This is a genomic window from Micromonospora sp. NPDC092111 (genome assembly GCF_044755745.1).
Lineage (GTDB): Bacteria > Actinomycetota > Actinomycetes > Mycobacteriales > Micromonosporaceae > Micromonospora.
The window spans coordinates 1,153,397-1,180,384 of sequence record NZ_JBIVRQ010000001.1 but is presented as its reverse complement, the minus strand read 5'-3'; the positions used below and the strand labels follow the sequence as shown (position 1 = coordinate 1,180,384).

General features: G+C 73.7%; 23 protein-coding genes. 13 read left to right on the top strand and 10 right to left on the bottom strand.

Translation table 11 applies throughout. The features are described 5' to 3' along the window. Positions 1 to 77: 77 nt before the first annotated feature. The 4 genes from ACIQG9_RS04975 (at position 78) to ACIQG9_RS04960 (ending at position 6,041) form a co-directional block, all read left to right on the top strand. The gene (locus ACIQG9_RS04975; protein ID WP_400398514.1) at positions 78 to 2,756 is read left to right on the top strand and encodes a LuxR C-terminal-related transcriptional regulator; all 2,679 of its coding nucleotides are present in this window, start codon (positions 78 to 80) and stop codon (positions 2,754 to 2,756) included. Positions 2,757 to 2,772: 16 nt separating this feature from the next. After that, the gene (locus ACIQG9_RS04970) at positions 2,773 to 4,059 is read left to right on the top strand and encodes a nicotinate phosphoribosyltransferase (RefSeq protein WP_400398513.1); all 1,287 of its coding nucleotides are present in this window, start codon (positions 2,773 to 2,775) and stop codon (positions 4,057 to 4,059) included. Positions 4,060 to 4,075: 16 nt separating this feature from the next. Beyond that, a complete protein-coding gene (locus tag ACIQG9_RS04965) occupies positions 4,076 to 4,657 on the top strand; it encodes an isochorismatase family protein (RefSeq protein ID WP_400398511.1) in 582 nt (193 codons plus the stop codon). Positions 4,658 to 4,721: 64 nt separating this feature from the next. Then, positions 4,722 to 6,041 carry an MFS transporter gene (locus ACIQG9_RS04960; protein WP_400398509.1) on the top strand — a complete coding sequence of 440 codons (1,320 nt, stop codon included), beginning with the start codon at positions 4,722 to 4,724 and terminating at the stop codon, positions 6,039 to 6,041. A gap of 642 nt (positions 6,042 to 6,683) precedes the next feature. On the opposite strand, the gene ctaD is transcribed toward ACIQG9_RS04960, so the two are convergent. Both ctaD and ACIQG9_RS04950 read right to left on the bottom strand, forming a co-directional pair. After that, complete coding sequence (gene ctaD, locus ACIQG9_RS04955; protein ID WP_400398507.1) at positions 6,684 to 8,441, bottom strand: cytochrome c oxidase subunit I; 1,758 nt, start codon at positions 8,439 to 8,441, stop codon at positions 6,684 to 6,686. Positions 8,442 to 8,579: 138 nt separating this feature from the next. Continuing rightward, positions 8,580 to 9,686 carry an FAD-dependent monooxygenase gene (locus ACIQG9_RS04950; RefSeq protein WP_400398505.1) on the bottom strand — a complete coding sequence of 369 codons (1,107 nt, stop codon included), beginning with the start codon at positions 9,684 to 9,686 and terminating at the stop codon, positions 8,580 to 8,582. Positions 9,687 to 9,883: 197 nt separating this feature from the next. Between ACIQG9_RS04950 and ACIQG9_RS04945 the strand changes: the two genes are divergently transcribed. Next, entirely contained in the window at positions 9,884 to 10,663 is a 780-nt protein-coding gene (locus ACIQG9_RS04945) for an IclR family transcriptional regulator (RefSeq protein ID WP_400398504.1), read from the top strand. A gap of 156 nt (positions 10,664 to 10,819) precedes the next feature. After that, positions 10,820 to 11,980: a cellulose binding domain-containing protein gene (locus ACIQG9_RS04940; RefSeq protein ID WP_400398502.1), complete on the top strand. Its 1,161-nt coding sequence runs from the start codon at positions 10,820 to 10,822 to the stop codon at positions 11,978 to 11,980. A gap of 104 nt (positions 11,981 to 12,084) precedes the next feature. Here the strand turns inward: ACIQG9_RS04940 and ACIQG9_RS04935 are convergent, their stop codons facing one another. Continuing rightward, entirely contained in the window at positions 12,085 to 12,867 is a 783-nt protein-coding gene (locus ACIQG9_RS04935; protein ID WP_400398501.1) for an aldo/keto reductase, read from the bottom strand. Positions 12,868 to 13,051: 184 nt separating this feature from the next. On the opposite strand from ACIQG9_RS04935, the gene ACIQG9_RS04930 reads away from it, so the two are divergent. After that, positions 13,052 to 14,239 carry a threonine synthase gene (locus ACIQG9_RS04930; protein WP_400398500.1) on the top strand — a complete coding sequence of 396 codons (1,188 nt, stop codon included), beginning with the start codon at positions 13,052 to 13,054 and terminating at the stop codon, positions 14,237 to 14,239. Between the two features lie 54 nt (positions 14,240 to 14,293). Here the strand turns inward: ACIQG9_RS04930 and ACIQG9_RS04925 are convergent, their stop codons facing one another. The 5 genes from ACIQG9_RS04925 to ACIQG9_RS04905 form a co-directional block, all read right to left on the bottom strand. Further along, entirely contained in the window at positions 14,294 to 15,655 is a 1,362-nt protein-coding gene (locus tag ACIQG9_RS04925) for a pectate lyase (RefSeq protein WP_400398499.1), read from the bottom strand. Between the two features lie 276 nt (positions 15,656 to 15,931). Beyond that, a complete protein-coding gene (locus ACIQG9_RS04920; RefSeq protein ID WP_400398498.1) occupies positions 15,932 to 17,716 on the bottom strand; it encodes a glycoside hydrolase family 15 protein in 1,785 nt (594 codons plus the stop codon). Between the two features lie 114 nt (positions 17,717 to 17,830). Then, positions 17,831 to 18,223, bottom strand: coding sequence for a cupin domain-containing protein (locus tag ACIQG9_RS04915; RefSeq protein ID WP_400398497.1), 393 nt, complete (start codon positions 18,221 to 18,223; stop codon positions 17,831 to 17,833). A gap of 269 nt (positions 18,224 to 18,492) precedes the next feature. After that, a complete protein-coding gene (locus ACIQG9_RS04910; RefSeq protein ID WP_400398495.1) occupies positions 18,493 to 18,900 on the bottom strand; it encodes a hypothetical protein in 408 nt (135 codons plus the stop codon). Positions 18,901 to 19,092: 192 nt separating this feature from the next. Further along, positions 19,093 to 19,554, bottom strand: a complete 462-nt coding sequence (locus tag ACIQG9_RS04905) for a septum formation initiator (RefSeq protein ID WP_400398493.1) — start codon at positions 19,552 to 19,554, stop codon at positions 19,093 to 19,095. A gap of 101 nt (positions 19,555 to 19,655) precedes the next feature. On the opposite strand from ACIQG9_RS04905, the gene ACIQG9_RS04900 reads away from it, so the two are divergent. From ACIQG9_RS04900 to ACIQG9_RS04885, 4 genes are all read left to right on the top strand, one after another. Next, entirely contained in the window at positions 19,656 to 20,351 is a 696-nt protein-coding gene (locus tag ACIQG9_RS04900; protein ID WP_400398491.1) for a response regulator transcription factor, read from the top strand. Beyond that, a complete protein-coding gene (locus tag ACIQG9_RS04895) occupies positions 20,348 to 21,655 on the top strand; it encodes an ATP-binding protein (RefSeq protein ID WP_400398489.1) in 1,308 nt (435 codons plus the stop codon). The genes ACIQG9_RS04900 and ACIQG9_RS04895 overlap by 4 nt, the downstream gene beginning before the upstream one ends. Positions 21,656 to 21,715: 60 nt before the next feature. Further along, positions 21,716 to 22,276 carry a PepSY domain-containing protein gene (locus ACIQG9_RS04890; protein WP_400398487.1) on the top strand — a complete coding sequence of 187 codons (561 nt, stop codon included), beginning with the start codon at positions 21,716 to 21,718 and terminating at the stop codon, positions 22,274 to 22,276. A 154-nt stretch (positions 22,277 to 22,430) separates the two neighbouring features. Next, the gene (locus tag ACIQG9_RS04885; protein WP_400398485.1) at positions 22,431 to 23,525 is read left to right on the top strand and encodes a beta family protein; all 1,095 of its coding nucleotides are present in this window, start codon (positions 22,431 to 22,433) and stop codon (positions 23,523 to 23,525) included. A gap of 5 nt (positions 23,526 to 23,530) precedes the next feature. Here ACIQG9_RS04885 and ACIQG9_RS04880 read toward each other — a convergent pair whose 3' ends face one another. Beyond that, entirely contained in the window at positions 23,531 to 23,812 is a 282-nt protein-coding gene (locus ACIQG9_RS04880) for an iron-sulfur cluster biosynthesis family protein (protein WP_400398483.1), read from the bottom strand. Between the two features lie 230 nt (positions 23,813 to 24,042). Between ACIQG9_RS04880 and ACIQG9_RS04875 the strand changes: the two genes are divergently transcribed. Then, positions 24,043 to 24,768, top strand: a complete 726-nt coding sequence (locus ACIQG9_RS04875) for an MIP/aquaporin family protein (protein ID WP_400398482.1) — start codon at positions 24,043 to 24,045, stop codon at positions 24,766 to 24,768. A gap of 81 nt (positions 24,769 to 24,849) precedes the next feature. Then, positions 24,850 to 26,433 (top strand): D-alanyl-D-alanine carboxypeptidase/D-alanyl-D-alanine-endopeptidase, encoded by a 1,584-nt coding sequence (gene dacB, locus ACIQG9_RS04870; RefSeq protein WP_400398481.1) that lies wholly within the window; start codon positions 24,850 to 24,852, stop codon positions 26,431 to 26,433. Between the two features lie 113 nt (positions 26,434 to 26,546). On the opposite strand, the gene ACIQG9_RS04865 is transcribed toward dacB, so the two are convergent. Beyond that, complete coding sequence (locus ACIQG9_RS04865; RefSeq protein WP_400398479.1) at positions 26,547 to 26,984, bottom strand: nitroreductase family deazaflavin-dependent oxidoreductase; 438 nt, start codon at positions 26,982 to 26,984, stop codon at positions 26,547 to 26,549. Positions 26,985 to 26,988 lie beyond the last annotated feature (4 nt).

Here is a 26,988-nt window from a genome sequence, read left to right as displayed (position 1 = left end):
GCAGTAACTGCGACACTACTCAACTTCGCAGCGTGACGAAGCCCCTTCGGACGGACTTCCGTCGATATGCTGCACGGATGAGTCGGTGGAGTTTCGTCGGCCGAACGGATGAACTCAACCGCCTGCTGTCGGCGGTGGACGGAGCCGAGGGACGCGGGCTCTTCTTCAGCGGCAGCGCGGGGATCGGCAAGAGCCGGCTGCTGCGGGAGGGCGTCGCCGCCCTGCCCACCGATCGGTACGCGCTGTCATTCGTCGCCGCCAGCACGGCCACCGCGGCGCTGCCCTTCGGCGGGCTGGCCCCGGTGCTCCCCGCCGAGCAGCCGCAGGGCCTCTCCCCCGCCGGTGTGCTGCGCTGGGGTGTGGAGGTGCTCCAGGAGCAGGCCGCCGGGCGGCGGATCGTGCTCGCCATCGACGACGCCCACCTGCTCGACCCGCCCTCGGCGGCACTGGTCCACCTGCTCGCCCGGGCCGAGAACACCACCGTGCTGGGGACGCTGCGCAACGGCGAGCAGATCCCGCTGCCGATCCGGGCGCTCTGGACCGACGACCTGGTCGAGCACGCCGAACTGGCCCCGCTGGGCCCGACCGAGACGACCGGCCTGCTCGCCGCCATCCTGAACGGTCCGGTCGACGCCGGCTCCGCCGAGCGGCTGTTCCGGCTCTCCGCCGGCAACCCGCTGCTGCTGCGGGAGCTGGTGCTGGCCGCCGCCACCGGCGGGGAACTGGTCCGCACCTACGGGGTGTGGCGGTGGACCGGCCGGCTGGAGCTGGCACCCAGCCTCACCGACCTGATCGACACCCGGATCGGGCAGTTGGAGCCGGGCGTCCGGGCGGTCGTCGAACTGGTCGCCTTCGGCGAACCGCTCGGGCTGCACCTGCTCAACCAGGCCGCCGACCCGGCCGACGTGGAGACCGCCGAGGAGCGCGGCCTGATCACCGCGGTCCAGGACGACCGGCGGGTCGACGTCCGGCTGGCCCACCCGCTCTACGGCGAGGTGATCCGGCGGCGCTGCCCGGTCAGCCGGACCCGCCGCCTCCAGGCCCACCTGGCCGAACGGCTGGAACTGGTCGGCGCCCGCCGCCGGGGCGACCTGCTGCGGGTGGCGGTGTGGCGACTGGACTCCGGCACCGCCCAGGATCCGGCGCTGCTGCTCGGCGCGGCCGTCCAGGCGTTCACCCGGTACGACGTACCCCTGGCGACCCGGCTGGCCCGCGCGGCGCTCGACGCCGACGGCGGCTTCGACGCCGCCGAACTGCTCGCCACCATCCTGATGTTCGGCGACCGGCCGGACGAGGCGATCCGGGTGCTCGACGCGGTGTCCGGCGACATCGCCCACGACGAGCGGCGCAGCCGCTGGCTGACCGTCCGCGGGATGGTCAGCTACTGGGGGCTGAGCCACCGGTCCACGGTGGACGAGATCGCGGCGGCCGGCGGCACCCTGACCGACCCGGGACACCAGGCCCGGGTCCGCGCCTTCGAGGCGATCATGCGGTTGCACGGGCTGGACGCCGACACCGCGCTGCGGCTCGGCCGGTCGGTGCTGGACCGCCCGGCGGCCAGCATCGCGGCCCGGGAACTGGCCCGGTCCACCATCGCCCACGTCGACGCGGTACGCGGGCGGTTCGCCAGCAGCGCGGTGGCCATCGCCCGGGTGGAGGCGGAGGCGCCGAACTGGCGCTCCGACATGCCGTACCTGCAACTGGCCATGGAGCTGGCCCGGGGCACCCGGCTGGCACTCGCCGGCGACCTGGCCGGCATCGACGCGATCGTGGCGGACGAGTTCGCCGGCCTGGCCGGCGCCGGGGACTTCCGGCTCGGCACCGGCTACCTGGCCATCCTCCAGGCGTACGCGGCGCGGCTGCGCGGTCGCAGCGGCGACGCGCTGAAGGCCAGCCTCGACGCCTGCGCGGTACTCGCGACCAGCCGGGTCTACGCCGGGCTCGCGCACGCCGAGCGGGCCCAGGCGGCGGCGCTCCGGGGCGAGGCCGCCACCGCGGCCGACGCGATGGCCGAGGCCGACCGGACCCATGCCCCCGGCATGGCGGTGCTCTACCCGTGGCTGGAGCAGGCCCGGGGCGCGGTGCTGGTGGTCTGCGGCGACCTGCCCGGCGCGACCAAACACCTGTCCGACCTGGCCGACCGCCTGCGCGCCGACGGCTTCGCCGGCCACGAGGTGCTGGTCCTGCACGACCTGGTCCGGCTCGGGCAGGGTGCCGCCCCGGTCGGGCCGACCTGCACCGACGGCAGCCGGCGCACGGTGGCGCAACGGCTCGCCGAGCTCTCCGAGTCCATCGACGGGATGCTGGCGCCGCTGCTCGCCCGGTGCGCGCGGGCCACCGTCGCGGGCGACGGCGCGACCCTGCTGGAGGTGGCCGACGGCTTCGCGCAGCTCGACCTGACGGTCTGGGCCGCCGACGCGACGGCGACGGCGCTGCGCGAGCTGCGGCGGGAACGGTCGACGTCCGCCGGAGCGGCGCACGAACTGCTGGCCGCCCTGCTCGCCCGCTGCGACCAGATCCGCACCCCGGCGCTGGACGCGCTGCGCCCGACGCTGACCGAACGGGAGTTGGAGATCGCCGTGCTGGCCGCCGCCGGGGTGACCAGCCGGGTGATCGCCGGGCGGCTGTTCCTGTCGACCCGAACCGTGGAGAACCACCTCCAGCGGGTCTACAGCAAGCTCGGCATCACCGGCCGTGCCGAGCTGCGGGCGGCGCTGCGGGCGATCCCGGGCCACGACGACGGCACACCGACGTGAACTCTAGGCTGGGATGGTGAGCACCCTTCGCCCCGCGCTGCTGACCGACCACTACGAGCTGACCATGGTCAGCGCCGCCCTGCGGGACGGCACCGCCGACCGCCACTGCACCTTCGAGGTGTTCAGCCGGCGGCTGCCCGCCGGGCGTCGATACGGGGTGGTCGCCGGCACCGGCCGACTGGTCGAGATGATCCAGGACTTCCGGTTCGACGCCGAGGAGGTCGAGTTCCTGCGCCGCACCGGAGTGGTGGACGAGTCGGCCGCCCAGTGGCTGACCAACTACCGCTTCACCGGCGACGTCGAAGGGTACGCCGAGGGCGAGCTCTTCTTCCCCGGCTCCCCGATCCTCACCGTCTCCGGCGGCTTCGCCGAGTGCGTGGTGCTGGAGACGCTGGCGCTGTCCGTGCTCAACCACGACTGCGCGGTGGCCGCCGCCGCCGCCCGGATGGTCACCGCGGCCCGGGGGCGCGCCCTGATCGAGATGGGCTCCCGGCGGGCCCACGAGGAGGCCGCCGTCGCCGCGGCCCGGGCCGCCTACCTGGCCGGGTTCCGCTTCACCTCCAACCTCGCCGCGGGCCGGCGCTACGGCATCCCCACCGCCGGCACCGCCGCCCACGCGTTCACCCTGCTGCACGACGACGAGCGGACGGCGTTCGCCTCGCAGGTCGCCACGCTGGGCAAGGACACCACGCTGCTGGTCGACACGTACGACATCAGCCAGGGCATCCGCACCGCGATCGAGGTGGCCGGGCCGGAGCTGCGGGCCGTCCGGATCGACTCCGGCGACCTGGCGGTCATCGCCCAGCAGTCCCGGGAACTGCTCGACTCGTTGGGCGCCACCGAGACGAAGATCATCGTCTCGGGTGACCTCGACGAGTACGCCATCGCCGCGCTCGCCGCCGAGCCGGTCGACATGTACGGCGCGGGCACCGCCGTGGTGACCGGCTCCGGCGCACCCACCGCCGGCCTGGTCTACAAGCTGGTCGAGGTGGAGGGGCGGCCGGTGGTCAAGCGCTCCGAGCACAAGGCCACCATCGGCGGCCGGAAGGTGGCGGTACGCCGGCACAAGCCCACCGGCACCGCCACCGACGAGATCATCGTTTCCCAGGGCGTACCGGACCGGCAGCCCAACGACCGGCTGCTCCAGCGCTCCTTCGTGGTGGACGGCGAACCGGTCGCCCTGCCCGACATCGAGGCGTCCCGCGAGCACCTGCGGCAGTGCCTCATCTCCATTCCCTGGGAAGGGCTGAAGCTCTCCGCCGGAGACCCGGCGATCCCGGTCACCGTCGTACCGGCAAGCTGAGAGGAAGGGCGCTCCGATGGCCAACGCACTGATCATCGTGGACGTGCAGAACGACTTCTGCGAGGGCGGCTCGCTGGCCGTCGCCGGGGGCGCGGGGGTCGCCGCCGGCATCTCCCGGCTACTCACCGCCGAACCGCAGCGCTGGGACCACGTGGTCGCCACCAAGGACTACCACGTCGATCCGGGCGCGCACTTCGGCGATCCACCGGACTACGTCGAGTCGTGGCCCCGGCACTGTGTGGTCGGCACCGCCGGCAGCGAGTTCCACCCCGAGCTGGTGACCGAGCGGGTCGAGGCGATCTTCCACAAGGGCGAGCACGCCGCCGCGTACTCCGGGTTCGAGGGGTACGCCGAGGGCGGGGAGTGCCTGGCCGACTGGCTGCGCCGGCACGACGTGGACCGGGTCGACGTGGTGGGCATCGCCACCGACCACTGCGTCCGGGCCACCGCGCTGGACGCCGCCCGGTTGGGCTTCGCCACCACCGTACTGCTCGACCTGACGGCGGCGGTCGCTTCGGCGACCCTGGACGTGGCGCTGCGGGCGATGGACGGCGCCGGGGTGACCATGCGCGGGGAGCCTGTGATCACGGCCGCTTGAGCCGGTAATCGCTTGCCGATGTCGTACGCCGGGCCGAGGATGGCCGCCGGAGGTACGGAGCATCATGACGTTGACGCCTTACCGGCAGGCCCTCGCCCAGCCCGGCCTGCGGGCCCTGCTGCTGGTGGCTGTGCTGGCCCGCATCCCGCTCACCGCGACCGGGGTGACGCTCACCTTCTTCGTGGTGCTCGAACTGGGCCGGGGCTATGGCGCGGCCGGCCTGGTCGGCGCGGCGTCGACGGTCGGCACGGCGCTCGGCTCACCGCTGCTCGGCCGGCTGGTCGACCGGCGTGGCCTGCGCCCGGTGCTGGCCGTCACCACCATCGTCGAGGCGCTCTTCTGGGCGAGTGCCCCGATGCTGAGCCTGCCGGTGCTGCTGCCCGCCGCGTTCGTCGCCGGACTGTTCGCCCTGCCGGTCTTCTCGGTGATCCGGCAGTCGATCGCCGCGCTGGTGCCGGCCGACCGACGCCGCCCCGCGTACGCGCTGGACTCCATGTCGATGGAGCTGTCCTTCATGGTCGGGCCGGCGCTCGCCGTGGCGCTGGCCACCGCCGTCTCGCCGCGCATCACGTTGTGGGCGGTCGGCGTGGGCATCGTCGGTTCCGGTATCGCCCTCTGGCTGCTCAACCCGCCCACCCGCAGCGCCGGTGAACCGGTCGGGCCGCAGCCCCGGGTGCCCCGGCGGGAGTGGGTCACCCCGCGCCTGCTCGCCGTGCTCGCGGTGACCGCCGCCGCCACGCTGGTGCTCGGCGGCACCGACGTCGCGGTGGTCGCCCTGTTGCGGGCCGGCGGCGAGGTCGGCTGGACGGGCGCGGTGCTCACCGTCTGGGCGGTCGCGTCCCTGGTCGGCGGCTTCGCGTACGGGGCGGTCAGCCGCTCCTTCTCCCCGCTGGTCCTGGCGGCCGTGCTCAGCCTCTGCACCATCCCGGTGGGGCTCGGTGGCGGCCACTGGTGGCTGCTCTGCCTGACCCTGCTCCCGGCCGGTGCGCTCTGCGCCCCCACCATCGCGGCCACCTCGGACGCGGTCAGCCGGCTCGCCCCCGCCAGTGTGCGCGGCGAGGCGATGGGCCTGCACGGCTCCGCCGCCACGGTGGGCATCGCGCTCGGCGCACCGCTGGCCGGCGCGGTGATCGACGCCTCACTGCCGCTGTGGGGCTTCGCCGTCACCGGCGCGGTCGGCCTGCTGGTGACCCTCGTGGTACTCCCGCTGGAACTGCGCCACCGCCGGCAAACCCCCACCCACCCCGCCCCCGACCCCCATCACGACCCCGACCCCCATCCCGATCCCGACCCCGATCCCAGCCCCACCGGCACCGGCACCGGCACCAAGCTCGGCGCCAGCACCGAGCTTGCCGCCGCCACGCTGGCACCCTCCACTACCTGAGCCCCACCGGACCAGGGACAGGTCAGCGCCCACGAGGGCTGATGCACGAGCCGACGACTGGATTGCCCCAGTGCCCGACGCTCGTTGTCGAACCAGGGCAGGACCACGCCCGGCCGAGCACCACCCGCCCTTCACCCGGGCCCGCAGACGAGCGCAACCAGCGCCACGCCACGCCATGCCGGCACCACGCCACATCGCGCCACGCCGGATGCCACGCCACGCCACGCCATGCCGGTGCCACGCCACGCCACGCCACGCCAACTGGTACCACGCCAACGTCAACGCCACGCCGAGCACGGGCCCGCTAGACCGAGCGCGGACCACGCCTGGCCGAGCCAACGCGACCCGCCGGTCACCTCGACCAAGCCTGGCCAGGCGGCGGTCGTAGCACCGGTACTCAGTACCCCGACAGCCGCTACTGTCCGTGTTCAACCGGGGGTGGCACGTGCCGCTCTCCGTCGTCACGGTGTCCAGCGCACACCACGCACGCGGAGCCAGCGGGACACGGAGCTGCCGGGGCATGGAGGTGCCGGAAGGTGCCGGGACACGGAGCTGTCGGGACACGGGTGGAGGTCGGTGAGACGGCGGCGGGCGCCGTACCCCTGGTGGGGTGCGGCGCCCGGCGGCGGTGTCGGTACGGGGTCAGCGCTGGTCGAGGTTGCCGGCGGTGTCCTCCTGGTAGCTGGCGCCACCGTTGGCCTCGCTGGTCAGCGGCTTGGCACCGCCCTCCGGCGGGCCGGCCAGGCTGTGACCGGCGGCCAGCTCCGGGAACTTGTGGTCGAAGGCCGGGCGCTCGGAGCGGATCCGGGGCATCCGGTCGAAGTTGCGCAGCGGGGGCGGCGAGCTGGTCGCCCACTCCAGCGAGTTGCCGTGGCCCCACGGGTCGTCGACCTCGACGACCGGGCCGCTCTTGTACGACTTCCAGCAGTTCCAGATGAACGGCAGGGTCGAGATACCGGTGATGAACGCGCCGATCGTGGAGATCATGTTCAGCGTGGTGAAGCCGTCGCCGGGCAGGTAGTCGGCGTACCGGCGGGGCATGCCCTCGTTGCCCAGCCAGTGCTGCACCAGGAACGTGGTGTGGAAGCCGATCATGGTCAGCCAGAAGTGGATCTTGCCGAGGCGCTCGTCGAGCATCCGGCCGAACATCTTCGGGAACCAGAAGTAGATGCCGGCGAAGACGGCGAACACGATGGTGCCGAAGAGCACGTAGTGGAAGTGCGCCACCACGAAGTACGAGTCGTGCAGGTGGAAGTCGAGCGGCGGGCTGGCCAGCAGCACACCGGTCAGACCACCGAAGAGGAAGGTCACCAGGAAGCCGATGGCGAAGAGCATCGGCGTCTCGAAGGTGATCTGGCCCCGCCACATGGTGCCGATCCAGTTGAAGAACTTCATACCGGTGGGCACCGCGATCAGGTAGCTCAGGAAGCTGAAGAACGGCAGCAGCACCTGGCCGGTGGCGAACATGTGGTGCGCCCAGACGCTCATCGACAGGGCAGCGATGGCGATGGTCGCGGCCACCAGGCCCTTGTAACCGAAGATCGGCTTCCGGGAGAAGACCGGGATGACCTCGGTGATGATGCCGAAGAACGGCAGCGCGATGATGTAGACCTCGGGGTGCCCGAAGAACCAGAAGAGGTGCTGCCACAGCATCGGGCCACCGGTGGCCGGGTCGTACACGTGGGCGCCGAGCAGGCGGTCCGCGGCGAGCGCGAAGAGCGCGGCGGCCAGCAGCGGGAAGACCAGGATCGCCAGCAGGCTGGTGACCAGCATGTTCCACGTGAAGATCGGCATCCGGAACATGGTCATGCCGGGGGCGCGCAGGGTCAGGATCGTGGTGATCAGGTTGACCGCGCCGAGGATGGTGCCCAGACCGGAGATGGCCAGGCCGACCACCCACATGTTGGCGCCGACGCCCGGCGAGTGCTCCATGGTGCTCAGCGGGGTGTAGGCGGTCCAACCGAAGTCAGCGGCGCCGCCCGGGCTGATGAAGCCGGCGGTCGCCATGGTGCCACCGAACAGGTACAGCCAGTAGGCGAAGGCGTTCAGCCGGGGGAAGGAGACGTCGGGCGCGCCGATCTGCAGCGGCACGACGTAGTTGGCGAACGCGAACACGATCGGCGTCGCGAAGAACAGCAGCATGATCGTGCCGTGCATGGTGAAAAGCTGGTTGTACTGCTCCGGCGACAGGAACTGCATGCCCGGCCGCGCCAGTTCGGCTCGCATGATCAGGGCCATCAGGCCACCGATCATGAAGAACACGAACGCGGTGACCATGTACATGATCCCGATCTGCTTCGCGTCCGTGGTGCGCAGCAGCCGCGCGATGGCCGACCCCTTGACCGGCTCTCGGACCGGCCAGGGCCGGGTCACGACCGGCTTGGGTGCGACGGTGGTCACGAATGGCCTCCGGTTCTCGGTTGTCCCGCTCGGCACGCGCTGGTTATCGGCGGGCCGTCATCCGAAAGGATGTTAGTCCCCGGCAGGTGGCAGCGCCGCTCGGGGTGGTCTGGCACGATGTCCGGCCACCGCGTGCGCTCAGAGCGGATCGACCAGGAGTCGGTAGTGCTCCCGGAAGATCCGTCCGCCCCGTCCACGCAGCAACGGGTCGCGCAGCGCCGGCGGTACGTCGCGGGTGCGGTTACGGTCCCGGGTCCGGTCCCGCACCCATCGGGTACGCGGCCGACGGCGACTCTCGTACGCCATCAGCGCGGCCTCGACGCTGCCGGCGGCCCGGAGCGACTCGGCGAGCACCACCGCGTCCTCCAGGGCCATCGCGATCCCCTGGGAGAGCGTCGGCGCGGTGGCGTGCGCGGCGTCACCGACCAGCAGCACCCGTCCCCGGTGCCAGCGACCCAGCTCGACCTCGTCGGTCACCCCGGCCTGGACGTCGCGCCACGCGGCCAGCACCGCCGGCACCGGCCCGCCGTAGGAGCCGAAGAGTTCCCCCAGCCGGGCCACCGGGTCGGCGGGGGCCTCCGTGCCGGCCTCGTCGGCGTAGCAGTACAGCCGCCCGGCGCCGATCGGCACCACGAGGAAGCCGGCGCGCTGCCCGAGCAGCGCCGTCCAGTCCGCGACGTCGGGGCCGTCGCGCACCACGCCCCGGTAGACCACCTGGCCGGCCGGGCGGGGCGGTCCGCCGAGCGCGGCCAGGGCGCGGACCGAGGAGCGCGGGCCGTCGGCGCCGATGACCAGGTCGTACTCGCCGCCGGTGCCGTCGGTGAAGGTGACCGCCACCCCGGCGGGCAGCAGTTCGACGGTGCTCACCTCGGCGCCGTGCCGGACCGCACCCCCCGCGCCGCTGAGCAGCACCTGGTAGAGGTCCCGGCGGGGCAGCGCCCGGCACTCGCCCACCCCGGCCCAGAGCGCGTCGAGGTCCACCTCGCAGAGCGGGTCACCCGCGGCGTCCAGGAAGCGCTGGCGGTGGATCACCTGCCCGAGCGGGCGGACCGGGCCGTCCAGGTCCAGCCGGCGCAGCGCCCGGGCGGCGTTGCCGGGCAGGTAGATGCCGGTGTCAGCGAGTTCGTTCGGGGGGAGCTTCTCGGTCACGTCCGGCCGGAGACCCACCATCCGCAGCGCCCGGGCCACGGCCAGCCCGGCGATGCCCGCGCCGACGACGAGGATGCGCAGGGGGGAGCCACCCATGGTGGTGTACGCCTCCGGAGGGGATCGGCACGCGTTGGAGGCAAGACACTACTCCCCGCGTTCGGGGCGCACCAGGGCAGCCGGTCCGGCCGACCGGCGTGCTCCGTACTGGACAGAAAGTTGTCCAGTCCGCTGAACCCCGTTCGATCGAAGGACGGCTATCGCCTGTCCGCCGCCCCGCTCACTACAGTGACGACGTGACGACGGACGAGTCGTACCGGTCGGTCAAGTCGGCGGGTCGGGCGCTGGACGTGTTGGAGGCGCTGGCCGCCCCGGCGGGTCCCCGGTCGCCGGTGGAGCTGAGCCGGGCGCTGGGCATCCCGAAGAGCAGCCTGCACGCGATCCTGCGCACCCTGCTGGACCGGGAGTGGGTGGCCGTCGACCCCACCGGGACGCGCTTCTCGGTCGGGCTGCGGGCCCTGGAGGTCGGCGCGACGTTCCTGGCCAGCACCGACACCGCGGCCCTCTACGACGTGACCCTGGACCGGCTGGCCGAGTACTCGGGCGAGACCGCGCAGCTCTACCGCCTCGACCGCGGGTCGGTGGTGCTGCTGGCCCGCCGGGACTCGGCGCACATCGTCCGGCCGGTCAGCGCGGTGGGACGGCGGCTGCCCGCGCACGCCACCGCGGCCGGCAAGGCGTTGCTCGCCACCCGGACCGACGCGGAGGTGGACCGGCTGCTCCAGTGGCCGCTGCGGGCGGCGACGGGACGGACGGTCACCACGCCGGAGGCGCTCCGCGCCGAGCTGGCCGCCGTGCGGCGGCGGGGCTGGGCCGAGGAGTGGGAGGAGTGCAGCCCGGGGCTGGCGGCGGTGGCGGTGGCCGTACCGCTGCGGGAGCCGGCGGTGGACGCGATCGCGGTGGCCGCGCCGGTGGACCGACTGGGGCCGGAGGCGCGGAACCGGCTGGCGGCGGCGCTGCGGGACGCGGCGGTCCAGGTACGGACGGCCCGCGCCCTGCTGGCACCCGACCGGTAGAACGAAGTTCACGGATGTGGACGTAATCTTCCGTCCACTGAACCGATCCAGTTGCGCCGGAGTTTCAAGCATGTAAATGTGTCGGGGAACTTGGGAGCGCTCCCGGCCGGGTCCACCGACCCGTCCGGCGCCCCCGCGCCGAAGCCAAGGAGCATCATGAAGCGTCCCTTGCGGGCCCTCGCCGCCGCCGGCCTCCTGGCCGCCGGTTCCCTCGTCGCCGTCGCCCTCGGCGGCACCGCCTCCGCCGACACCCAGATCTGCGAGCAGTACGGCTCGACCGTCATCGGCGGCCGGTACGTGGTACAGAACAACCGCTGGGGCACCACCGCCCAGCAGTGCATCAACGTCACCGGCACCGGGTTCGCCATCACCAGCCAGCAGGGCTCCGCGCCGACCAACGGCGCGCCGGTGTCGTACCCGTCGATCTTCGTCGGCTGCCACTACACCAACTGCTCGCCGGGGACCAACCTGCCGGTCCAGGTGAAGTCGATCAGCAGCGCCCCGAGCAGCATCTCCTACACCTACGTCAGCGGCGCGACCTACGACGCCGCCTACGACATCTGGCTCGACCCGTCGCCGAAGCGGGACGGGGTCAACCAGATGGAAATCATGATCTGGTTCAACCGGCAGGGCCCGATCCAGCCGATCGGCTCCCCGGTCGGCAACGCCAACCTGGCCGGCCGGAGCTGGGAGGTGTGGCGCGGCAACAACGGCGGCAACAACGTCATCTCGTACGTCGCGCCGGCACCGATCCCGAGCCTGAGCTTCGACGTCCTGGACTTCATCGCCGACACCCGCAACCGGGGCGCGATCACCAACGACTGGTACCTGACCAGCGTCCAGGCCGGTTTCGAGCCCTGGCAGGGCGGCACCGGGCTGGCCGTCACCAGCTTCTCGCAGAGCGTCAACACCGGCGGCTCGACGCCCCCGCCGACCACCGCTCCCCCGACCACCACGCCCCCCACCACGCCGCCGCCGACCACCACGCCGCCGAACAACGGCGGCTGCGCGGTGACGTACACGGCGAACGCGTGGAACAACGGCTTCACCGCCGACGTGACGATCACCAACCGGGGCTCCAGCGCCGTCAACGGCTGGAACCTCACCTACACCCTGCCCGCCGGGCAGCAGGTCACCAACGCCTGGAACGCCACCGTCACCCAGAGCGGGTCAGCGGTGAGCGCGCGCAACGTCGGTTTCAACGGGACCATCGCGCCCGGCGGTACGGCGAGCTTCGGCTACCAGGGGACGCTGAGCGGCGGCTACTCGTCGCCGACCAGCTTCTCGCTCAACGGGGTCGCCTGCGCCCGGGGCTGACCTCCGCTCGTAGCCGGCTGGGGGCGTGACCCGACGGGTCACGCCCCCACCCGCGGTCCGGCCGGACCCCCCACCGAGATCGGCAGCCACCGGGCACGCCGGGATCAGCTCCCGAGCGCGTCGATGTCGCGCATCTCCTCGGCGGTCAGCGAGAAGTTCCAGATGTCGGCGTTGGCGCGGATCCGGTCCGGGGTGACCGACTTCGGGATCACCACGATCTCGTGGTCGATGTGCCAGCGCAGCACCACCTGGGCCGGGGCGACGTCGTGCGCGGCGGCGATCCGGGTCAGCACCGGGTCGGCCAGGTCGGTGCTCTTGAACGGGCTGTAGCCCTCCAGCACGATGCCCCGGTCCCGGTGCTCGGCGTGCCGCTGCCGGTCGTACAGCATCGGGCTCCAGCGGATCTGGTTGACCGCCGGGTTCTCCTCGGTCGCCTGGATCAGCTCGTCGAGCTGCGCGGTGCGGTAGTTGCTCACCCCGACCGCGCGGGCCAGGTCCCCGTCCCGGGCGGCCAGCAGCTCGCGCCACATCAGGAGGCTGTCCGACGGCGACGACGGCGGCGAGTGGATCAGCCAGAGGTCGACGTGGTCCGTGCCGAGGGCGCGCAGGCTCGCCTCGATCGTCTGCCGTTCCCGGCCCACCCGGTCGGGCAGCAGCTTGGTGGTGATGAAGAGATCCTCCCGGCGCAGCCCGCTCTCCCTGACCGCCCGGCCCACCTCCTCCTCGTTGCCGTACATGGTGGCGGTGTCGATGTGCCGGTAGCCGGCGTCGAGGGCGGCCAGCACGGCGTCGTACCCGGCCTGGCCGGTGGCCTGCCAGGTGCCGAAGCCCAGCAGCGGCATCCGGACGTCGCCGGGGAGCAGGACGGTGGGCTGGTCGATGTCCATGACAACGGTTCTACCCGCGTTCGCCGGGGCATGCGCGGCAACCGGCGAACCGAGCCGGAATGCCGCAGAATGCCGGTGTGGCTGACCGGCTGGCGGAGCACCGGCGCAAACGGGACGCGGCCCGCACCCCGCCTCCCGTACCGGGCTGGCCGAGCATCGACCCGGGCCGACGGCGAGGAGCATCGTGTACCTGACCCACCTGGACTGCCCCCGCTGTGGCCGGCAGCACGACGCCGGCACGCCCACCAACCTCTGCGACTGCGGTTCACCGCTGCTGGCCCGCTACGACCTGGCCGCGGTGGCGACGGCGGTCGCCCCGGAGCGGTTCGGGCTGCGCCCGGCCGACCTGTGGCGCTACCGGGAGGTGCTGCCGGTGGCCGACGAGCGGCACGTCACCACGTTGGGCGAGGGCTGGACGCCGCTGCTGCGCGCCCCGGGGTACGGGCACCAGATCGGCATCCCGGATCTGCTCGTCAAGGACGAGGGGCTGACCCCGACCGGGTCGTTCAAGGCTCGGGGCGCGGCGGTCGGGGTGAGCCGGGCCCGGGAGCTGGGCGTCGAGCGGATCGCCATGCCCACCAACGGCAACGCGGGTGCGGCCTGGGCGACGTACGCGGCCCGCGCCGGGATCGGCGCGACGATCGCCATGCCGTTGGACGCGCCGTCCATCTGCCGGCGGGAGTGCCTGGCCGCCGGGGCCGACCTGCGCCTGGTGGACGGCCTGATCAGCGACGCCGGCCGGTGGGTGGCCGAGCTGGTGGCCGGCTCCGCCGGCACGGTCTTCGACGCCGGCACGCTGCGCGAGCCGTACCGGCTGGAGGGCAAGAAGACCATGGGGTACGAGATCGTCGAGCAGCTCGGCTGGCAGGTGCCCGACGTGATCATCTACCCGACCGGCGGCGGGGTGGGGCTGATCGGCATCCACAAGGCCATGCACGAACTGCGCGAGCTGGGCTGGGTCGAGGAGAAGCTGCCCCGGCTGGTGGCCGTGCAGTCCACCGGCTGCGCGCCGATCGTGCGGGCGTTCGCCGCCGGTGAGCAGCGCGCCCGGCCGTGGCTGGACGCCCGGACGGTGGCCTTCGGGATCACCGTGCCGTCCCCGCTCGGCGACGAGCTGATCCTGGACGCGCTGCGGGAGAGCGGCGGGACCGCGCTCGCCGTCGACGACGCGGAGATCCTGGCCGACCTGCGGGACTTCGCCGCCCGGGAGGGGCTGCTGCTCTGTCCGGAGGGGGCGGCCTGCCTGACCGCCGCCCGGTACCTGCGGTCCGGTGGCTGGATCCGGGCCGGGGAGCGGGTGGTGGTGCTGAACACCGGGGCGGGGCTGAAGTACCCGGAGACGATCGACGTCTCCGGCGTACCCGTGCTCTGATGCTGCCGGTGCCCCGCGGACGGCGGGTCCGCGGGGCACCGCTGGTGGTGGGGTCTACCGGTAGGTGATGTCGGACGCGGAGTAGAAGCAGTTGACGCCGTCGGCGCCCTCGCCGATCTCGGTCGGCTCGCTGCCCTTCGGCACGCCCTGGTACTTGACGCAGATCCGGGTGCTGCGGCTCGGGTCGTTGAGGATGGTGATCCGGCTGAACCGGGCGGTGTCGCCCCAGTTGGTGTTGATGCCGGCGAGCACCTTGGTGGAGGTGGCGGTGACGTTGTCCATCACCACGTGCCGCTGGTACGAGGTGGAGCAGTTGCCGCAGCCCCGGTAGAGCTTGCCGGCGGACTCCACCCGGAAGTTCTTGATGTAGACGGTGCCGCCACCGTTGTGCTGGAACACCTTGTCACTGGCGGACCGGGCACCGCCGCCGTCGACGGTGTAGGTGGTGCCGCCGCGGAAGGTGGCGGCGTCCTCGCCCACGTCCTCCCACCACACGTTGACCAGGGTGCAGTTGCCCTCGCAGTGCACCCCGTCACCGGCCGGCGCCCCGATGATCACGTTGCGCAGGGTCGCCCCGGCGGCCAGGACGAACATCGGGTCCTGGCTCTCGGACTGACCGCCGTCACCGATGCCGTAGTAGCGCTTCATGCCGCCGTCGAGGCCGCTGCTGGAGACCTGGATGGTGGCGTCCACCTTGACGCTGGAGGTGGGGGTCGGCCAGCTTCCGGTCGGCGGGGGCGTGGTCGGCGGGGCGGTGGTCGGCGGCGGGGTGGTCGGCGGCGGGGTGCTGGTCGGGGGCGCGGTGGTCGGCGGCGGGGTGGTCGGGGTGGTGCCGCCGGTGTCCACCGCCACGTCGTCGAAGCTGCCACCGGCGTACGCGGTGACCAGGCCGATCCGGCCGGAGCCGGCCAGGCTGTTGCTGCCGGCGGCGATCTGGGTGCCGTTGACGAAGCCCCGGATGGTGCTGCCGGCGGCCTCGATCCGCAGGGTGTACCAGGTGCCGGTGCCGGCCCCGACCGAGGCGGAGCCGATCGCGGTGACCTGGCTGCCGTTGACCGCCTGGAGTTCGGCCCGGCCGGAGCCGAGCAGGGCCAGCCGGTACATCTTGGTGCTGCTGCCGGAGCGGGCGGCGAGGCCGACCAGCCCGCTGGACGAGCCGAAGGCGTCCGGCCGGACCCGGGCCTGCACCTGGTAGTCGGTCCAGCCGGTGTCGCCGGCGAACTGGCGGGCCAGCTCGCTGCCGGAGTTGGACTGGCTCAGCACGCCGCCGGAGACGGCCCAGGTGCCGCCGGACTTGGACCAGCCGGCCGCGTCGCCGTCGGCGAAGTTGTCGGAGAAGACGGTGGCCGCGAAGGCCGAGGTGCCCATGCCGGCGGCGAGCACGGCCGCGGTGGCGCCGGCGCCGACCGCCAGCATTATCGGACGTCGATGTCTTGCGGAGCTGATGCGCACGGGGTTGCCCTCCTCGGAGGATGGTGGTGGGGGTGCGGCGACCGCCCGCCTCGCCAGGTGTGGGCACGACGGCGGGCCGGCGCGGTGCTGTGGTGCGTCCCGCCGGCACCGGTCCCGACAGCGGGATGATCAGGGAAGACATGTCTAGGAAAGGGCTTTCCTACGTCCGAGGCTATGACCGGGGACACATCACCGTCAATGCCTGGCGGTTGCAGGAGTGTTGCAGGATCGCAAACGATCTCAGGCCGTGGCCGGGTCCGTCAGTCGCCAGGCCGCATTGATCAGCCCGATGTGGGACAGCGCCTGCGGGGTGTTGCCCAACTGCGCCCCGGTCCGCAGGTCCACCTGTTCGGCGAAGAGCCCGACGTCGTTCGCGTGCCCGAGCACCCGCTCGAACAGCCCGCGCGCCCGCGCCCGCTCCCCCGCCATCACCAGGCACTCCACCAGCCAGAACGAGCAGAGCACGAAACCCGCCGGATCGGTGCTCCAGCGCCGCACCAGACCCTCCTCGGTGCCCAACTCCCGCTCCACCACCTCGATGGTGGAGCGCATCCGGGGATCCGTGGCCGGCAGGAAGCCCACGATGGGCAGGAAGAGCGCCGAGGCGTCCAGCTCGGTCGACCCGAACGCCCCGGTGTACGCGCCGACCCGGTCGTTCCAGCCCTCCCGCAGCACGGTGGCCCGGATCTCGTCCCGGGCCGCCGCCCACCGCCGGACGTCCGCCTGACCGTCGAGCCGGGGCGCCAACGCGACCGCCCGGTCCAGCGCCACCCAGCAGAGCGCCTTGGACGACACGTAGTGCCGGTCGACGTCCCGGGTCTCCCACATCCCCCGGTCCGGCAGCCGCCAGGTCGCGGCGACCTGCTCGGCCAGCCCGACCACCATCTCCCGCAACTCCACCTCGAAGGTCTCACCCAGGTACTCGTGCAGCCGCCAGACCGCCGAGATCACCTGGCCGGGCACGTCGAGCTGCCGCTGCTGCCAGGCGTCGTTGCCGATCCGCACCGGCCGGCTGCCCGCGTAGCCCCGCGGTGGGGCGCACTCGTGCTCGGAGAGGTCCCGCTCGCCCTCCAGCCCGAACAGCACCGGCACCGGGTCGTCCCCCACCCGCCCGATCGACCGGGCCGCCCAGGCGAACAGCCGGTCGGCCTCGTCCGGGCAGGCGGCCACCCAGAGCGCGCGCATCGTCATCGAGAAGTCGCGCAGCCAGGAGAAGCGGTAGTCGTAGTTGCGGTCCCCGCCGATCCGCTCCGGCAGCGAGGTGGTCAGCGCGGCGGCCACCGCGCCGCTGCGGGCGTACGTCAGGCCGGTCAGCACGCTCGCGCTGTGCCGGACCTGCGCCGGATACTGCCCGTCGTACCGGTGGGACTCCCGGTACGCCTCCCAGGCCCGCACCGTCTCGGCGAGCGCGGTCGGCGGGTCCAGCCGTACCGGCGGGTCACCGTAGGTGGACGCGTACGCCAGGTCGAAGCCGACCTGCTGCCCGGCGGACACCTCGAACTCCTGCCGGACCCGGTCCCGACCGGCGCGCAGCGGCGTCCCGCCACCCCGCAGGGTCAGCGTGACCGGCCCCACCGCGGCCAGCACCGACCCGTCCTCCCGCTCGTGCAGGTACGGGGTGAGCAGGCCGTACTCCGGTCGGGGCACGAAGTCCAGGCCCATCCGGACCCGGCCGCTGAGCCCCTCGACCACCCGCAGCAGCACCGCCGGTGAGTTCTTCCCCAGGTCGTGCCCCCGGGCACCCAGTTCGGCGGCGAGCGCGTCGGTGACCGCGACGCTGCCCTCCACGGTGTGGTGCACCGTCCGCAGCACCAGCGTGTCCGGCCGGTACGCCCGCTCCACCCGGCCCGGCGCGAGCGGCGCGATGCGCCAGTGCCCGGCCGCCGGGTCCAGCAGCCGGCCGAAGACCGAGGGCGCGTCGAACCGGTCCGGGCACCACCAGTCCACCGACCCGTCCCGACTGACCAGTGCGCCGGAGCGACAGTCGGACAGGAACGCGTAGTCGGAGATCGCCGGCTGGTCCACCCGCGCCGGATACCCGACGCACGCCGGTTCAGACCGACTCACCGGCCGCCGGGCACCGGGCCGGCGGGCACAAGACGACCGGCGGGCACGGACGGCCGGCGGGCGCGGGGCCGGTCAGGAGGTGGGCGGCTCGTCCTGGCCGGCGGCCTCCGCCGCGTCGGCCTCCGCCTTGGTCCGGTGCACGGCCTGGTCGGCGTGCTCCGGCGGTCCGTAGACGGTGTAGAGGACCAGCGGGTTCGGGCCGGTGTTGACGAAGTTGTGCTTCGTCCCGGCCGGCACGACCACCAGGTCACCCTGGGCGACCTCCCGGGTCTCCCCGCCGACCCGGGCCTCGCCGGTGCCGCTGACGAAGGTCAGGATCTGGTCGATCCCCTCGTGGACCTCCGCGCCGATCTCGCCACCGGGCGGAATGGTCATGATCACCAACTGGGTCTGCTCGCCGGTCCAGAGCACCCGGCGGAAGTCCGGGCTCTGCTGGGCGACCGTCGCGATCGTGAAATGCTCCATGACGCGCTCATACCCGGCGGGACACCAGATCACGCCGCAACCCGCAGATGGTGGAATTCCTCACCCGACTGAGGTTTGTCCGCCACCGGAACGGGGATCGAGGAGTTCGACCGACGCGAGACGCCGGTCGAGCCAGGTCCCCGCTGGCGTACCGCCGGATGGCTGCGGTGGTGGGAGACGGTCGGAGCGCGGCGACGGACGACCCCCGGGTCGTGCGGCGCCGCGCACCCGTCTGCGGCCCGGCCGGCGGACCGCACACCCGGCGCGGCTCAGGCCAGGACCGCCAGGTGGAAGGGGCGGTCGGCGAGGCTGCCGTCGGTGGTGAACGTCCTGACGAAGACCCCGTTCGGGATCCCGGTCCGCCCCACCACGGCGATGCAGCCGTACGGCGCGAGCCCGACGCTGCCGGCCAGGCCGATGGTGCCCACGTAACCGGCGACGCTCACGTCCTGGTCGAAGACGACCTGGTACATGCCGGTGGCGAGCCGGCTGGCGGAAGCTGCCCCGAGGCCCCGGACCAGGGTGCCGTTGGCGTGCACCACGGCGTAGAGCACCCGGGCCGAGGTGGGCAGGCCGACCTGCCGGTCGGTGGCCATCTCCGCGTCGGCCAGTGCCACGTCGTCTCGACCGGGAGCGGGTTGGGTGGCCGGGCGGCGCCGGGAACCGGTGCTGGACATGGTGGTGCTCCTGCCTGCCGGCCACTCCTGGACCAGCAGCGATGAGGCGGGGGGTGGGACGATCCGCGCCGATCGGCCTGGTCTCTGCTTTCGACGCTATGCCGGGTACACCGGCCGCAACCACTCGGGTAGCTGTCCGCATGCCGACACTTGCCATTCGACAACAAACGCCCTGAGCTGGTGAAACGCGGGTCAGTCGTGGCGCTGCGGCCGGGCCGGGTCGCCGGCGCAGCGCACCTTCAGCTCGTCCTCCCCACCGGGGCCGGTGAACCGGACCTCGACCCGCTCGTCCGGCCCCCGCTCGACCTCGTGCACCCGCCAGCCCGGGGCCGGCGCCCAGGAGACCAGCCACACCCCGGACGGCGTGCACTCCGCCACCGCGGTACCACCCGTGGTGGCGAAGAACCGCCGGGCGTCCGTCCCGGCGGGAGTGGCCGTCGGTGCGCCGGTGGTCGGTGGCGCGGTGACGGCCACCGTCGGGCCGGACGGAACCGGCGAGGCCAACGCCCGCAGCACCTCGTCCTGGCTACGCACCCCGCCGGGCGTACCGGTGATGCTCTCGCCGACCAGCCGGATCGCACCCAGACCGACCAGCAGGGCGACGACAGCGGCGGCGAGCCAACCGGCGACGGCGAGGACCGGGCGTCGGGACATGCCCCGAGTCTGCCCCAGCCCGGGTGGTGCCAGGCCCAGCGGAAGGTTAAGCCGAGGTTGTGCCCGGCCACCGGACGGTCGGCCCGGACTAGCCTGCACCCGTGGCCCGTCTGCTGCTCGTCGAGGACGACCTGACCATCCGCACCCCGCTGGTCCGGGCGCTGCGCGACCGGGGGCACGCGGTGGCCGCCGCGTCGACCGCGATGGAGGGGCTCCGGCACACCCTCGACGACCGTCCCGACCTCGTCGTGCTCGACCTCGGGCTACCCGACCTGGACGGTGGCGAGCTGCTGCGGATGCTGCGCGCGGTCAGTGCCGTACCGGTCATCGTGGCCACCGCCCGGGACGACGAGCGGGAGATCGTCCGGCTGCTCGACGCCGGCGCGGACGACTACGTGGTCAAGCCGTTCACCGCCGCCCAGCTCGACGCCCGGGTCCGGGCGGTGCTGCGGCGCGGCGGCCCCGGCCGGCCCGGCGGCGAACCGGCCCTCGTGGTCGGCGGGCTGCGCGTCGACCCGCGTGCCCGGCAGGTCACCCTGGACGGCGTTCCGGTGGAGCTGACCCCGCGCGAGTTCGACCTGCTGCACCACCTCGCCGGCCGGCCCGGTGAGGTGGTGACCAAACGGGAACTGCTCACCGAGGTCTGGCGGATCCCGTACGGCGGCGCGGACAAGACCGTCGACGTGCACCTGTCCTGGCTGCGCCGCAAGCTCGGGGAGAGCGCCCAACAGCCCCGCTACCTGCACACCGTGCGCGGGGTCGGGGTGCGGCTGACCGCACCCGGCGCGGACCGGTGAGACGCCGGCTGGCGCTGCTGGTCGCCTCGGTCAGCGCGCTCACCCTGATCGCCTTCCTGGTGCCGCTGGCCCTGCTGGTGCGCACCGTCGCCGAGGACCGGGCCACCGTCCGCGCGACGGCCGACGCGCAGGCGTTGGTCCCGGTGGTCGGCACCGCCGACCCCGACACCGTCCGGCTCACCGTCGAGCAGCTCGTCGCCGAGTCCGGTCGGCCGGTCAGCGTGTTCCTGCCGGACGGCACGGTGCTGGGCACACCGGCGACGCGTACCCCGGCGGTGGAGTTGGCGGCCCGCGGGCAGAGCCTGACCGCGGAGTCCGCCGCCGGCCGGGAGGTGGTGATCGCGGTGCAGGGCCGGACGGACGGCACCACGGTGATCCGCACCCTGGTCTCCCGCGCCGAGCTGGGTGCCGGGGTGAGCCGGGCCTGGACCGTGCTGGCCCTGCTCGGTGCCCTGCTGGTGGCCGCCGGGCTGGCCGTCGCCGACCGGCTGGCGCGGACCCTGGTCCGGCCGATCGGCGAGCTGGCCGCCGTGTCGCACCGGCTCGCCGGCGCCGAACTCGACGCCCGGGTCACCCCGGCCGGGCCGGCCGAGCTACGCGAGGTGGCCGGCGCGCTCAACCACCTGGCGGGCCGGATCCAGGTGTTGCTGCGCGAGGAGCGGGAGCAGGTGGCGGATCTGTCGCACCGGCTGCGTACCCCACTGACCGCGCTGCGGCTGGAGGCCGAGTCCCTGCGCGACCCGGACGACGCGGCCCGGGTCACCGCCGCCGTGGACGGCCTGGAACGGGCGGTCACCGGTCTGATCAGCCAGGCCCGGCGACGGGCCGACCCGGACGGGCCGGTGGCCTGCGACGCGGCTGCCGTGGTCGGGGAACGGGTGGCGTTCTGGTCGGTGCTCGCCGAGGACACCGGCCGGGCCGTCGACCTGGACCTGGCGGCCGGCCCGCTCCCGGTCGGGCTGGCCGCCGACGAGCTGGCGGCGGTGGTGGACGCCCTGCTCGGCAACGTCTTCGCGCACACCCCGGACGGCACCCCCTTCGCCGTGCGGCTCGCCCCGGACGGGGCCGGGGCGCTGCTCACCGTCGCCGACCGGGGGCCGGGCCTACCGGCCGGCGCGCTGCGTCGCGGGGCCAGCGGCGCCGGCTCCACCGGCCTCGGACTGGACATCGCCCGCCGGGCGGCGCACACCGCCGGGGGCCGGCTCGACGTCGCGGACGGCCCGTCGGGCGGCGTGGTGGTACGGCTGCGGCTCGGCCCGCCGCCGACCCAACCGTCCCTTATCGTTCGCGCAGCGCGCCGCTAGCCGTCCCCGGCGGATCCTCGACTTCGACAGACGAACGCGGTACGAGGGAAGGTGGAGACGATGCGACGTACCTCTCTGATCCTGGCGTCGGCCGGCGGGGTCGCGGTGCTGGCACTCACCGGGGCGGCGCTCGGGGCGACCGCCGCCGACCGGCGCACGGACGCCGTCGCGGTGGCGAGCACGGCGACGGACGACGCCCCGACCCCGGAGGCGACCTCGACGACGGACGACGCCCCGACGTCGGCCGGGCCGACGCCGACCGACGCCGGGCGGGTGGACCGGGCCCGGGCCGGCACCATCGCCCGCGCGGCGGTGGGCGGCGGACGGGTCGTCGAGGTCGAGGCCGAGCAGGAGCACGGCCGTCCGGTGTGGAGTGTCGAGGTGCTGGTCGGCGCGACCGGGTGGGACGTGCACGTCGACCGGCTGACCGGCGTGGTGCTGCGCACCGAGCGGGACCGGTCCGGCGACGACCGGTCCGCCGGCGACGACCGGTCCGGTACGACGACCCGGGCCGGACATGAGCCGGGCGACGACCACGGCGGGGACCGGGAGCCGGGCGACGACCACGGGGGCACCCGGGAGTCGGGCGACGACCACGGTGGAGGCCGGGACGACCGCTGAGCCCGGACCGGCCTGGCGTCCGATGTGGACGCCGGTCCCGCCCGTCGCACCGGCAGGAATCCCGGGCATGGGACCCGGTTCCCCGGGCCGGAAACCGGGAGCACGGGGGCCGTTCACCCCTGTGGCGAGGGCGGACGCCTCGGTAGATTGAGGTATGGCGCCCGCCCTCGGGGGTCGGGTGGCGGAACCGGTCTACCGCCCCATCCTCGCCAGCCGACGGGGTGAGCTGGAAGCGCTGGGTCATCTCGACAGCGCCACGGCCGCCCTGATCGCCCCGATCCTCGACGTGTCCCCGGCCGACACCGGCCAGCCCGAACTGCTCGGTCGGCTGCCCGCCGGGCTGGTGCCGGCGGTCGACGTCTCGGCGCTGCCCGACGACCCCGGCAGCGAACTGGTCCGTTGGGGCGTACCGGTGGTGCCGGTGATCGGGCTGGCCGGCACCGACCGGCGGCTGGTGGCGCACGGCGCGGCGGTCCGGGCGTACACCGGGCGGGCGGTGGTCCGGCTGCGGGTCAACCAGGACCGGGCCGGCCCGGACGCGACCACCACGGCGGTGGAGCGGGTGTGGCGGCACGCCGGGCTGGTCCCGGAGCAGTGTGACCTGCTGGTCGACGCGGGTGACGTGTGCTGCCCGGCGGACCTGCGCACGGTCGAGCCCCGGGTGCGCCGGCTGCTGGACTGGAGTCGCCGGCTCACCTGGCGCACGGTGACCGTGGCGGCCGGCGGGATGCCGCCCTCGCTGGCCCGGCTGCCCACCGACGAGCCGGTACGGCTGGACCGCTGGGACTGGCTGCTCTGGCGACGCCTCGCCGACCTGGGCGTCGGGTACGGCGACTACGGGGTCGTCCCCGCGCCGCCGGGCGGGGCGGAGCCGGCCGACCGGCTGCCCACGGTGCGGTACACCGCCGACGGCGGGTGGTGGATCTACCGCTGGTCGCGCCGGGGCGGCCGGGGCGACGAGCGCTTCGCCGACCTGTGCCGCACCCTGGTCACCGCGCCGTACTGGCCGCCGACCGGGGCGGGTTTCTCCTGGGGCGACCACGAGTTGCTGCGTCGGGCCCGCCGGGTGGCCGGTGCCGGTTCGCCGGCGAACCGGACGGCGTGGAGCACGTCGCACCACCTGGCACACGTGCTCGGGGCGCTGACCGGGCCGGCCGGCGGCCGTGGTCCCGACCCGCCGCCGGGCGGCGAGGGGCACGGCCGGTTCCCGCGCCCGCACCGGGGCGGGGAACGCCGGCGGGCCGGCTGACCGGGTCAGTCCTGCTCGGTGAAGCCGAACTGCACCACGCCCTCGTCGTCCACCGAGGCGTCCACGGAGGTGTCGTTGAGCAGCTCGGCGGCGTCGGCGTCGAGGAAGATGCGGGCCCCCTCGGTGTCGACGACCTGGTCGCCCTGCACCGGCTCGGGCACCAGCTCGATGGTGAGCGAGCCGGCCTCGGTGTCGGCGGCGATGCGCAGCCCACCGTCCTGGGCGACGTCCTGCTGGGCGGCGAGGTCACGGATCACCAGCACGGCGTTGTCGGTCATGGTGAGCATGGCGGAACTCCTCGGGATTCTCGGGAATCGGGACCTCGCGCGACGACAGGTACGCGCCCCCGGCGGCGAACCGGTGCTCGCCGGGCGAATCGGGGCGCATCGCGCGGCCCTCCCCACCCACCGTGCCCGTTGCGCGGGCGTCCGTCAAATAGAGCGGGATCTGTCGGCCCGGCCGGGGTGCGTCCCACGTTTCCCCTTCTCAGCGCCCACTACGCCCATACGCTGGACGGATGGACGACGTCAGACGGTATGCCGCCGAGTTCCTCGGCACCCTGCTGCTGGTCTTCTTCGGGGTGGGCAGCGCGGTCTTCGCCCGCGTGCAGGGCGGGGTGGTGGTCGTGGCGCTGACCTTCGGCTTCGTCATGCTGGCGATGGTGTACGTGATCGGCCCGCTCTCCGGCAGTCACATCAACCCGGCGGTGACGTTGGGGGTGCTGCTCTCCGGCAAGATCTCGCCGCTCGGCGCGGTGGCGTACTGGGTCGCCCAGTTCGTCGGGGCCACCGTGGCCAGCTTCGTCATCTGGGGGCTGGTCCGCTGGGGCGGCGTGGCGGACCAGACCGGTGCGCTGGGCACCAACGGCTACGGCGTGCACATCAACCGGGGCGGCGCGGCGGTGCTGGAGACCGTACTGACGTTCCTGTTCGTGCTGGTGGTGCTGGTGGTGACCACCCGGGTCGAGCACGCCGGCTTCGCCGGTCTGGCGATCGGTCTGGCGCTCGCCGCGGCGCACCTGGTCGGAATCACCCTGGACGGCACGTCGGTCAACCCGGCCCGGTCGTTCGGCCCGGCGCTCTTCGAGGGCGGGACGGCGCTGCGGCAGTTGTGGGTGTTCATCGTCTTCCCGCTGCTCGGCGGGGCGTTGGCCGCGCTGGTCGCCCCGCTGCTGGTCAAGCGGAGCCCGCGCTACCGGGGTGAGCCGGAGAAGCCGAACCCGCCGGCCCCGAGCCCGGCCTGACCGCACCGAAGGGCACCGGCACGGAGAAAACCTTCGCGCCAGGGTCTTGCCTGGCGGAAATCTCCGTGGCAGCGTCGGCGCATGCATCATCGTCTCTTTCCCCGGACGCTGGCGCTGGTGACGCTGGCCGCCACCGCGGCCGCCGCCGGCGCGCTCCCCGCCACCGCCGGGTCACCCACCCCGGCGGCCGTCCGGCTGAACGCCACCATCGACGCCGTGCTCGCCGACGCGCGCCTGACCGGGGCGCAGGCCGGGGTGGTCGTGGTGGACGCCACCACCGGCCGGACCCTCTACGACCGCAACGGCGACCGCCGGCTGGTGCCCGCCTCCACCACCAAGCTGCTGACCTCCACCGCGGCCATGGAACTGCTCGGCCCCGGGCACCGGTTCACCACCGACGTGCACACCGACGGCCGACGCCGGGCCGGCATCGTCTCCGGCAACCTCTACCTGCGCGGCGGCGGCGACCCGACGATGCTGGCCGCCGACTACGACGCGCTCGCCGCCGAGGTCGCCGCCGACGGGGTACGGGTGGTGACCGGCAACCTGGTCGCCGACGACACCCGGTACGACGCCGACCGGCTCGGTCCGGACTGGACCTGGGACGACGAGTCGTACTACTACGCGGCGCAGGTCTCCGCGCTGACCGTGGCGCCGGACACCGACTACGACGCCGGCAACGTCATCGTGCACGCCGCCCCGGCCACCGCCGCCGGGACGAAGCCGGTGGTCACCATGACCCCGCCCAACGGCTACCTGCGGATCGACAACCGGGCCGAGACGGTCGGCGTGGGCGAGACGACGATCTCCTTCGAGCGGGAGCACGGCGGCAACACGGTGGTGGTCACCGGCCAGATCGCGGTCGGCGACCCGCCGGCCAGCGACTGGCTGACCGTCTGGGAGCCCACCGGGTACGCCGCCGACGTCTTCCGCGACGCGCTGCGCCGGCACGGGGTGCGGCTGCTCGGCCGGACCGTGCTCGGCCGGGCCACCCCGGCGGACGCCGCCCCGGTGGCCCGGCACGACTCGATGACCCTCGCCGAGCTGATGGTGCCCTTCCTCAAACTTTCCAACAACGGGCACGCCGAGGTGCTGACCAAGGAGATCGGCCGGGTGATCTCCGGTGCCGGTAGCTGGCCGGCCGGCCTGACCGCGATCAGCGAGTACGTCGCCGACACCGGCATGGACACCGGCACCCTGCGCCAGCGGGACGGCTCCGGGCTGTCCCGGCGCAACCTGATCCCGGCCGACGAGTTCGTCGCCCTGCTCGCCGCCGTCCGCCGGGAGCCCTGGTTCGACACCTGGTACGCCGCCCTGCCGATCGCCGGCAACGCCGAGCGGTTCGTCGGCGGCACCCTGCGCAGCCGGATGCGCGGCACGCCGGCGGCGAACAACGTGCACGCCAAGACCGGCAGCCTGACCGGGGTGTCCAGCCTCGCCGGCTACGCCACCGACGCCGACGGCCGGCTGCTGGCCTTCTCGGTGGTGCTGAACAGCTACCTCGCCGCCTCGGTCAAGGGGTTGGAGGACCAGATCGCCATCGCGCTGGCGTCGTACCACGAGGCGGGCGGCGGGTCGGCCCGGGTGACGCCGCCGGTGGCGCCCGAGGCCCCCCGGGCACCCGAGGGGCGGGAGTGTTCCTGGGTCAAGCCGATCGTCTGCTGAGCCCGGCGGTGCGGCTGGTAGGGGTCGAGAGTGGACTGAATCCCGTCGAGATACCCCAGGACGCCCTCGTTGATCTGCAGCGCCGGACCAGCGGCGCCGATCACCCTTCGCGGTCAGCGCCGCTCCAGCACCACCACCGGGATCTCCCGGTCGGTCTTCGTCTGGTACTCGTCGTAGGCCGGCCAGGCCCCGGTCATCGTGCGCCACATCCGGGGCTTCTCGCCCGGCTCGGCGGTACGCGCCCGGACGGCGAACGTCTCCGCGCCGACCTGCACCTCCGCCGCCGGATCGGCGAGCAGGTTCAGGTACCAGGCGGGGTGCTGCGGCGCACCGCCCTGCGAGGCGACGACCAGGTAGTCGTCGCCGTCGCGGCCGTAGATCAGCGCGGTGCGGCGCAGCTTGCCGCTGCGGCGGCCCCGGGTGGTCAGCAGCAGCGTCCAGACGCCGGGCCGCCACTCGTGCCCCTCGGCACCGCCGGTCTCGACGTACCGCTGGATGTGGTCGGCCACCCAACCCTGGGGGCTGTCCAGCACCTGCTCGTTGGTCGACATGTCG

What these genes read in the sequence shown, in the direction of transcription:
- ACIQG9_RS04950 (WP_400398505.1), bottom strand. Translation starts at nt 9,686, where the DNA reads ATGGGTGGCTCCCCCCTGCGCATCCTCGTCGTCGGCGCGGGCATCGCC.
- ACIQG9_RS04905 (WP_400398493.1), bottom strand. Translation starts at nt 19,554, where the DNA reads ATGTCCCGACGCCCGGTCCTCGCCGTCGCCGGTTGGCTCGCCGCCGCT.
- ACIQG9_RS04940 (WP_400398502.1), top strand. Translation starts at nt 10,820, where the DNA reads ATGAAGCGTCCCTTGCGGGCCCTCGCCGCCGCCGGCCTCCTGGCCGCC.
- ACIQG9_RS04910 (WP_400398495.1), bottom strand. Translation starts at nt 18,900, where the DNA reads ATGTCCAGCACCGGTTCCCGGCGCCGCCCGGCCACCCAACCCGCTCCC.
- ACIQG9_RS04935 (WP_400398501.1), bottom strand. Translation starts at nt 12,867, where the DNA reads ATGGACATCGACCAGCCCACCGTCCTGCTCCCCGGCGACGTCCGGATG.
- ACIQG9_RS04975 (WP_400398514.1), top strand. Translation starts at nt 78, where the DNA reads ATGAGTCGGTGGAGTTTCGTCGGCCGAACGGATGAACTCAACCGCCTG.
- ACIQG9_RS04890 (WP_400398487.1), top strand. Translation starts at nt 21,716, where the DNA reads ATGCGACGTACCTCTCTGATCCTGGCGTCGGCCGGCGGGGTCGCGGTG.
- ACIQG9_RS04885 (WP_400398485.1), top strand. Translation starts at nt 22,431, where the DNA reads ATGGCGCCCGCCCTCGGGGGTCGGGTGGCGGAACCGGTCTACCGCCCC.
- dacB (WP_400398481.1), top strand. Translation starts at nt 24,850, where the DNA reads ATGCATCATCGTCTCTTTCCCCGGACGCTGGCGCTGGTGACGCTGGCC.
- ACIQG9_RS04865 (WP_400398479.1), bottom strand. Translation starts at nt 26,984, where the DNA reads ATGTCGACCAACGAGCAGGTGCTGGACAGCCCCCAGGGTTGGGTGGCC.
- ACIQG9_RS04965 (WP_400398511.1), top strand. Translation starts at nt 4,076, where the DNA reads ATGGCCAACGCACTGATCATCGTGGACGTGCAGAACGACTTCTGCGAG.
- ACIQG9_RS04875 (WP_400398482.1), top strand. Translation starts at nt 24,043, where the DNA reads ATGGACGACGTCAGACGGTATGCCGCCGAGTTCCTCGGCACCCTGCTG.
- ACIQG9_RS04880 (WP_400398483.1), bottom strand. Translation starts at nt 23,812, where the DNA reads ATGCTCACCATGACCGACAACGCCGTGCTGGTGATCCGTGACCTCGCC.
- ACIQG9_RS04960 (WP_400398509.1), top strand. Translation starts at nt 4,722, where the DNA reads ATGACGTTGACGCCTTACCGGCAGGCCCTCGCCCAGCCCGGCCTGCGG.
- ACIQG9_RS04925 (WP_400398499.1), bottom strand. Translation starts at nt 15,655, where the DNA reads ATGCTGGCGGTCGGCGCCGGCGCCACCGCGGCCGTGCTCGCCGCCGGC.
- ACIQG9_RS04915 (WP_400398497.1), bottom strand. Translation starts at nt 18,223, where the DNA reads ATGGAGCATTTCACGATCGCGACGGTCGCCCAGCAGAGCCCGGACTTC.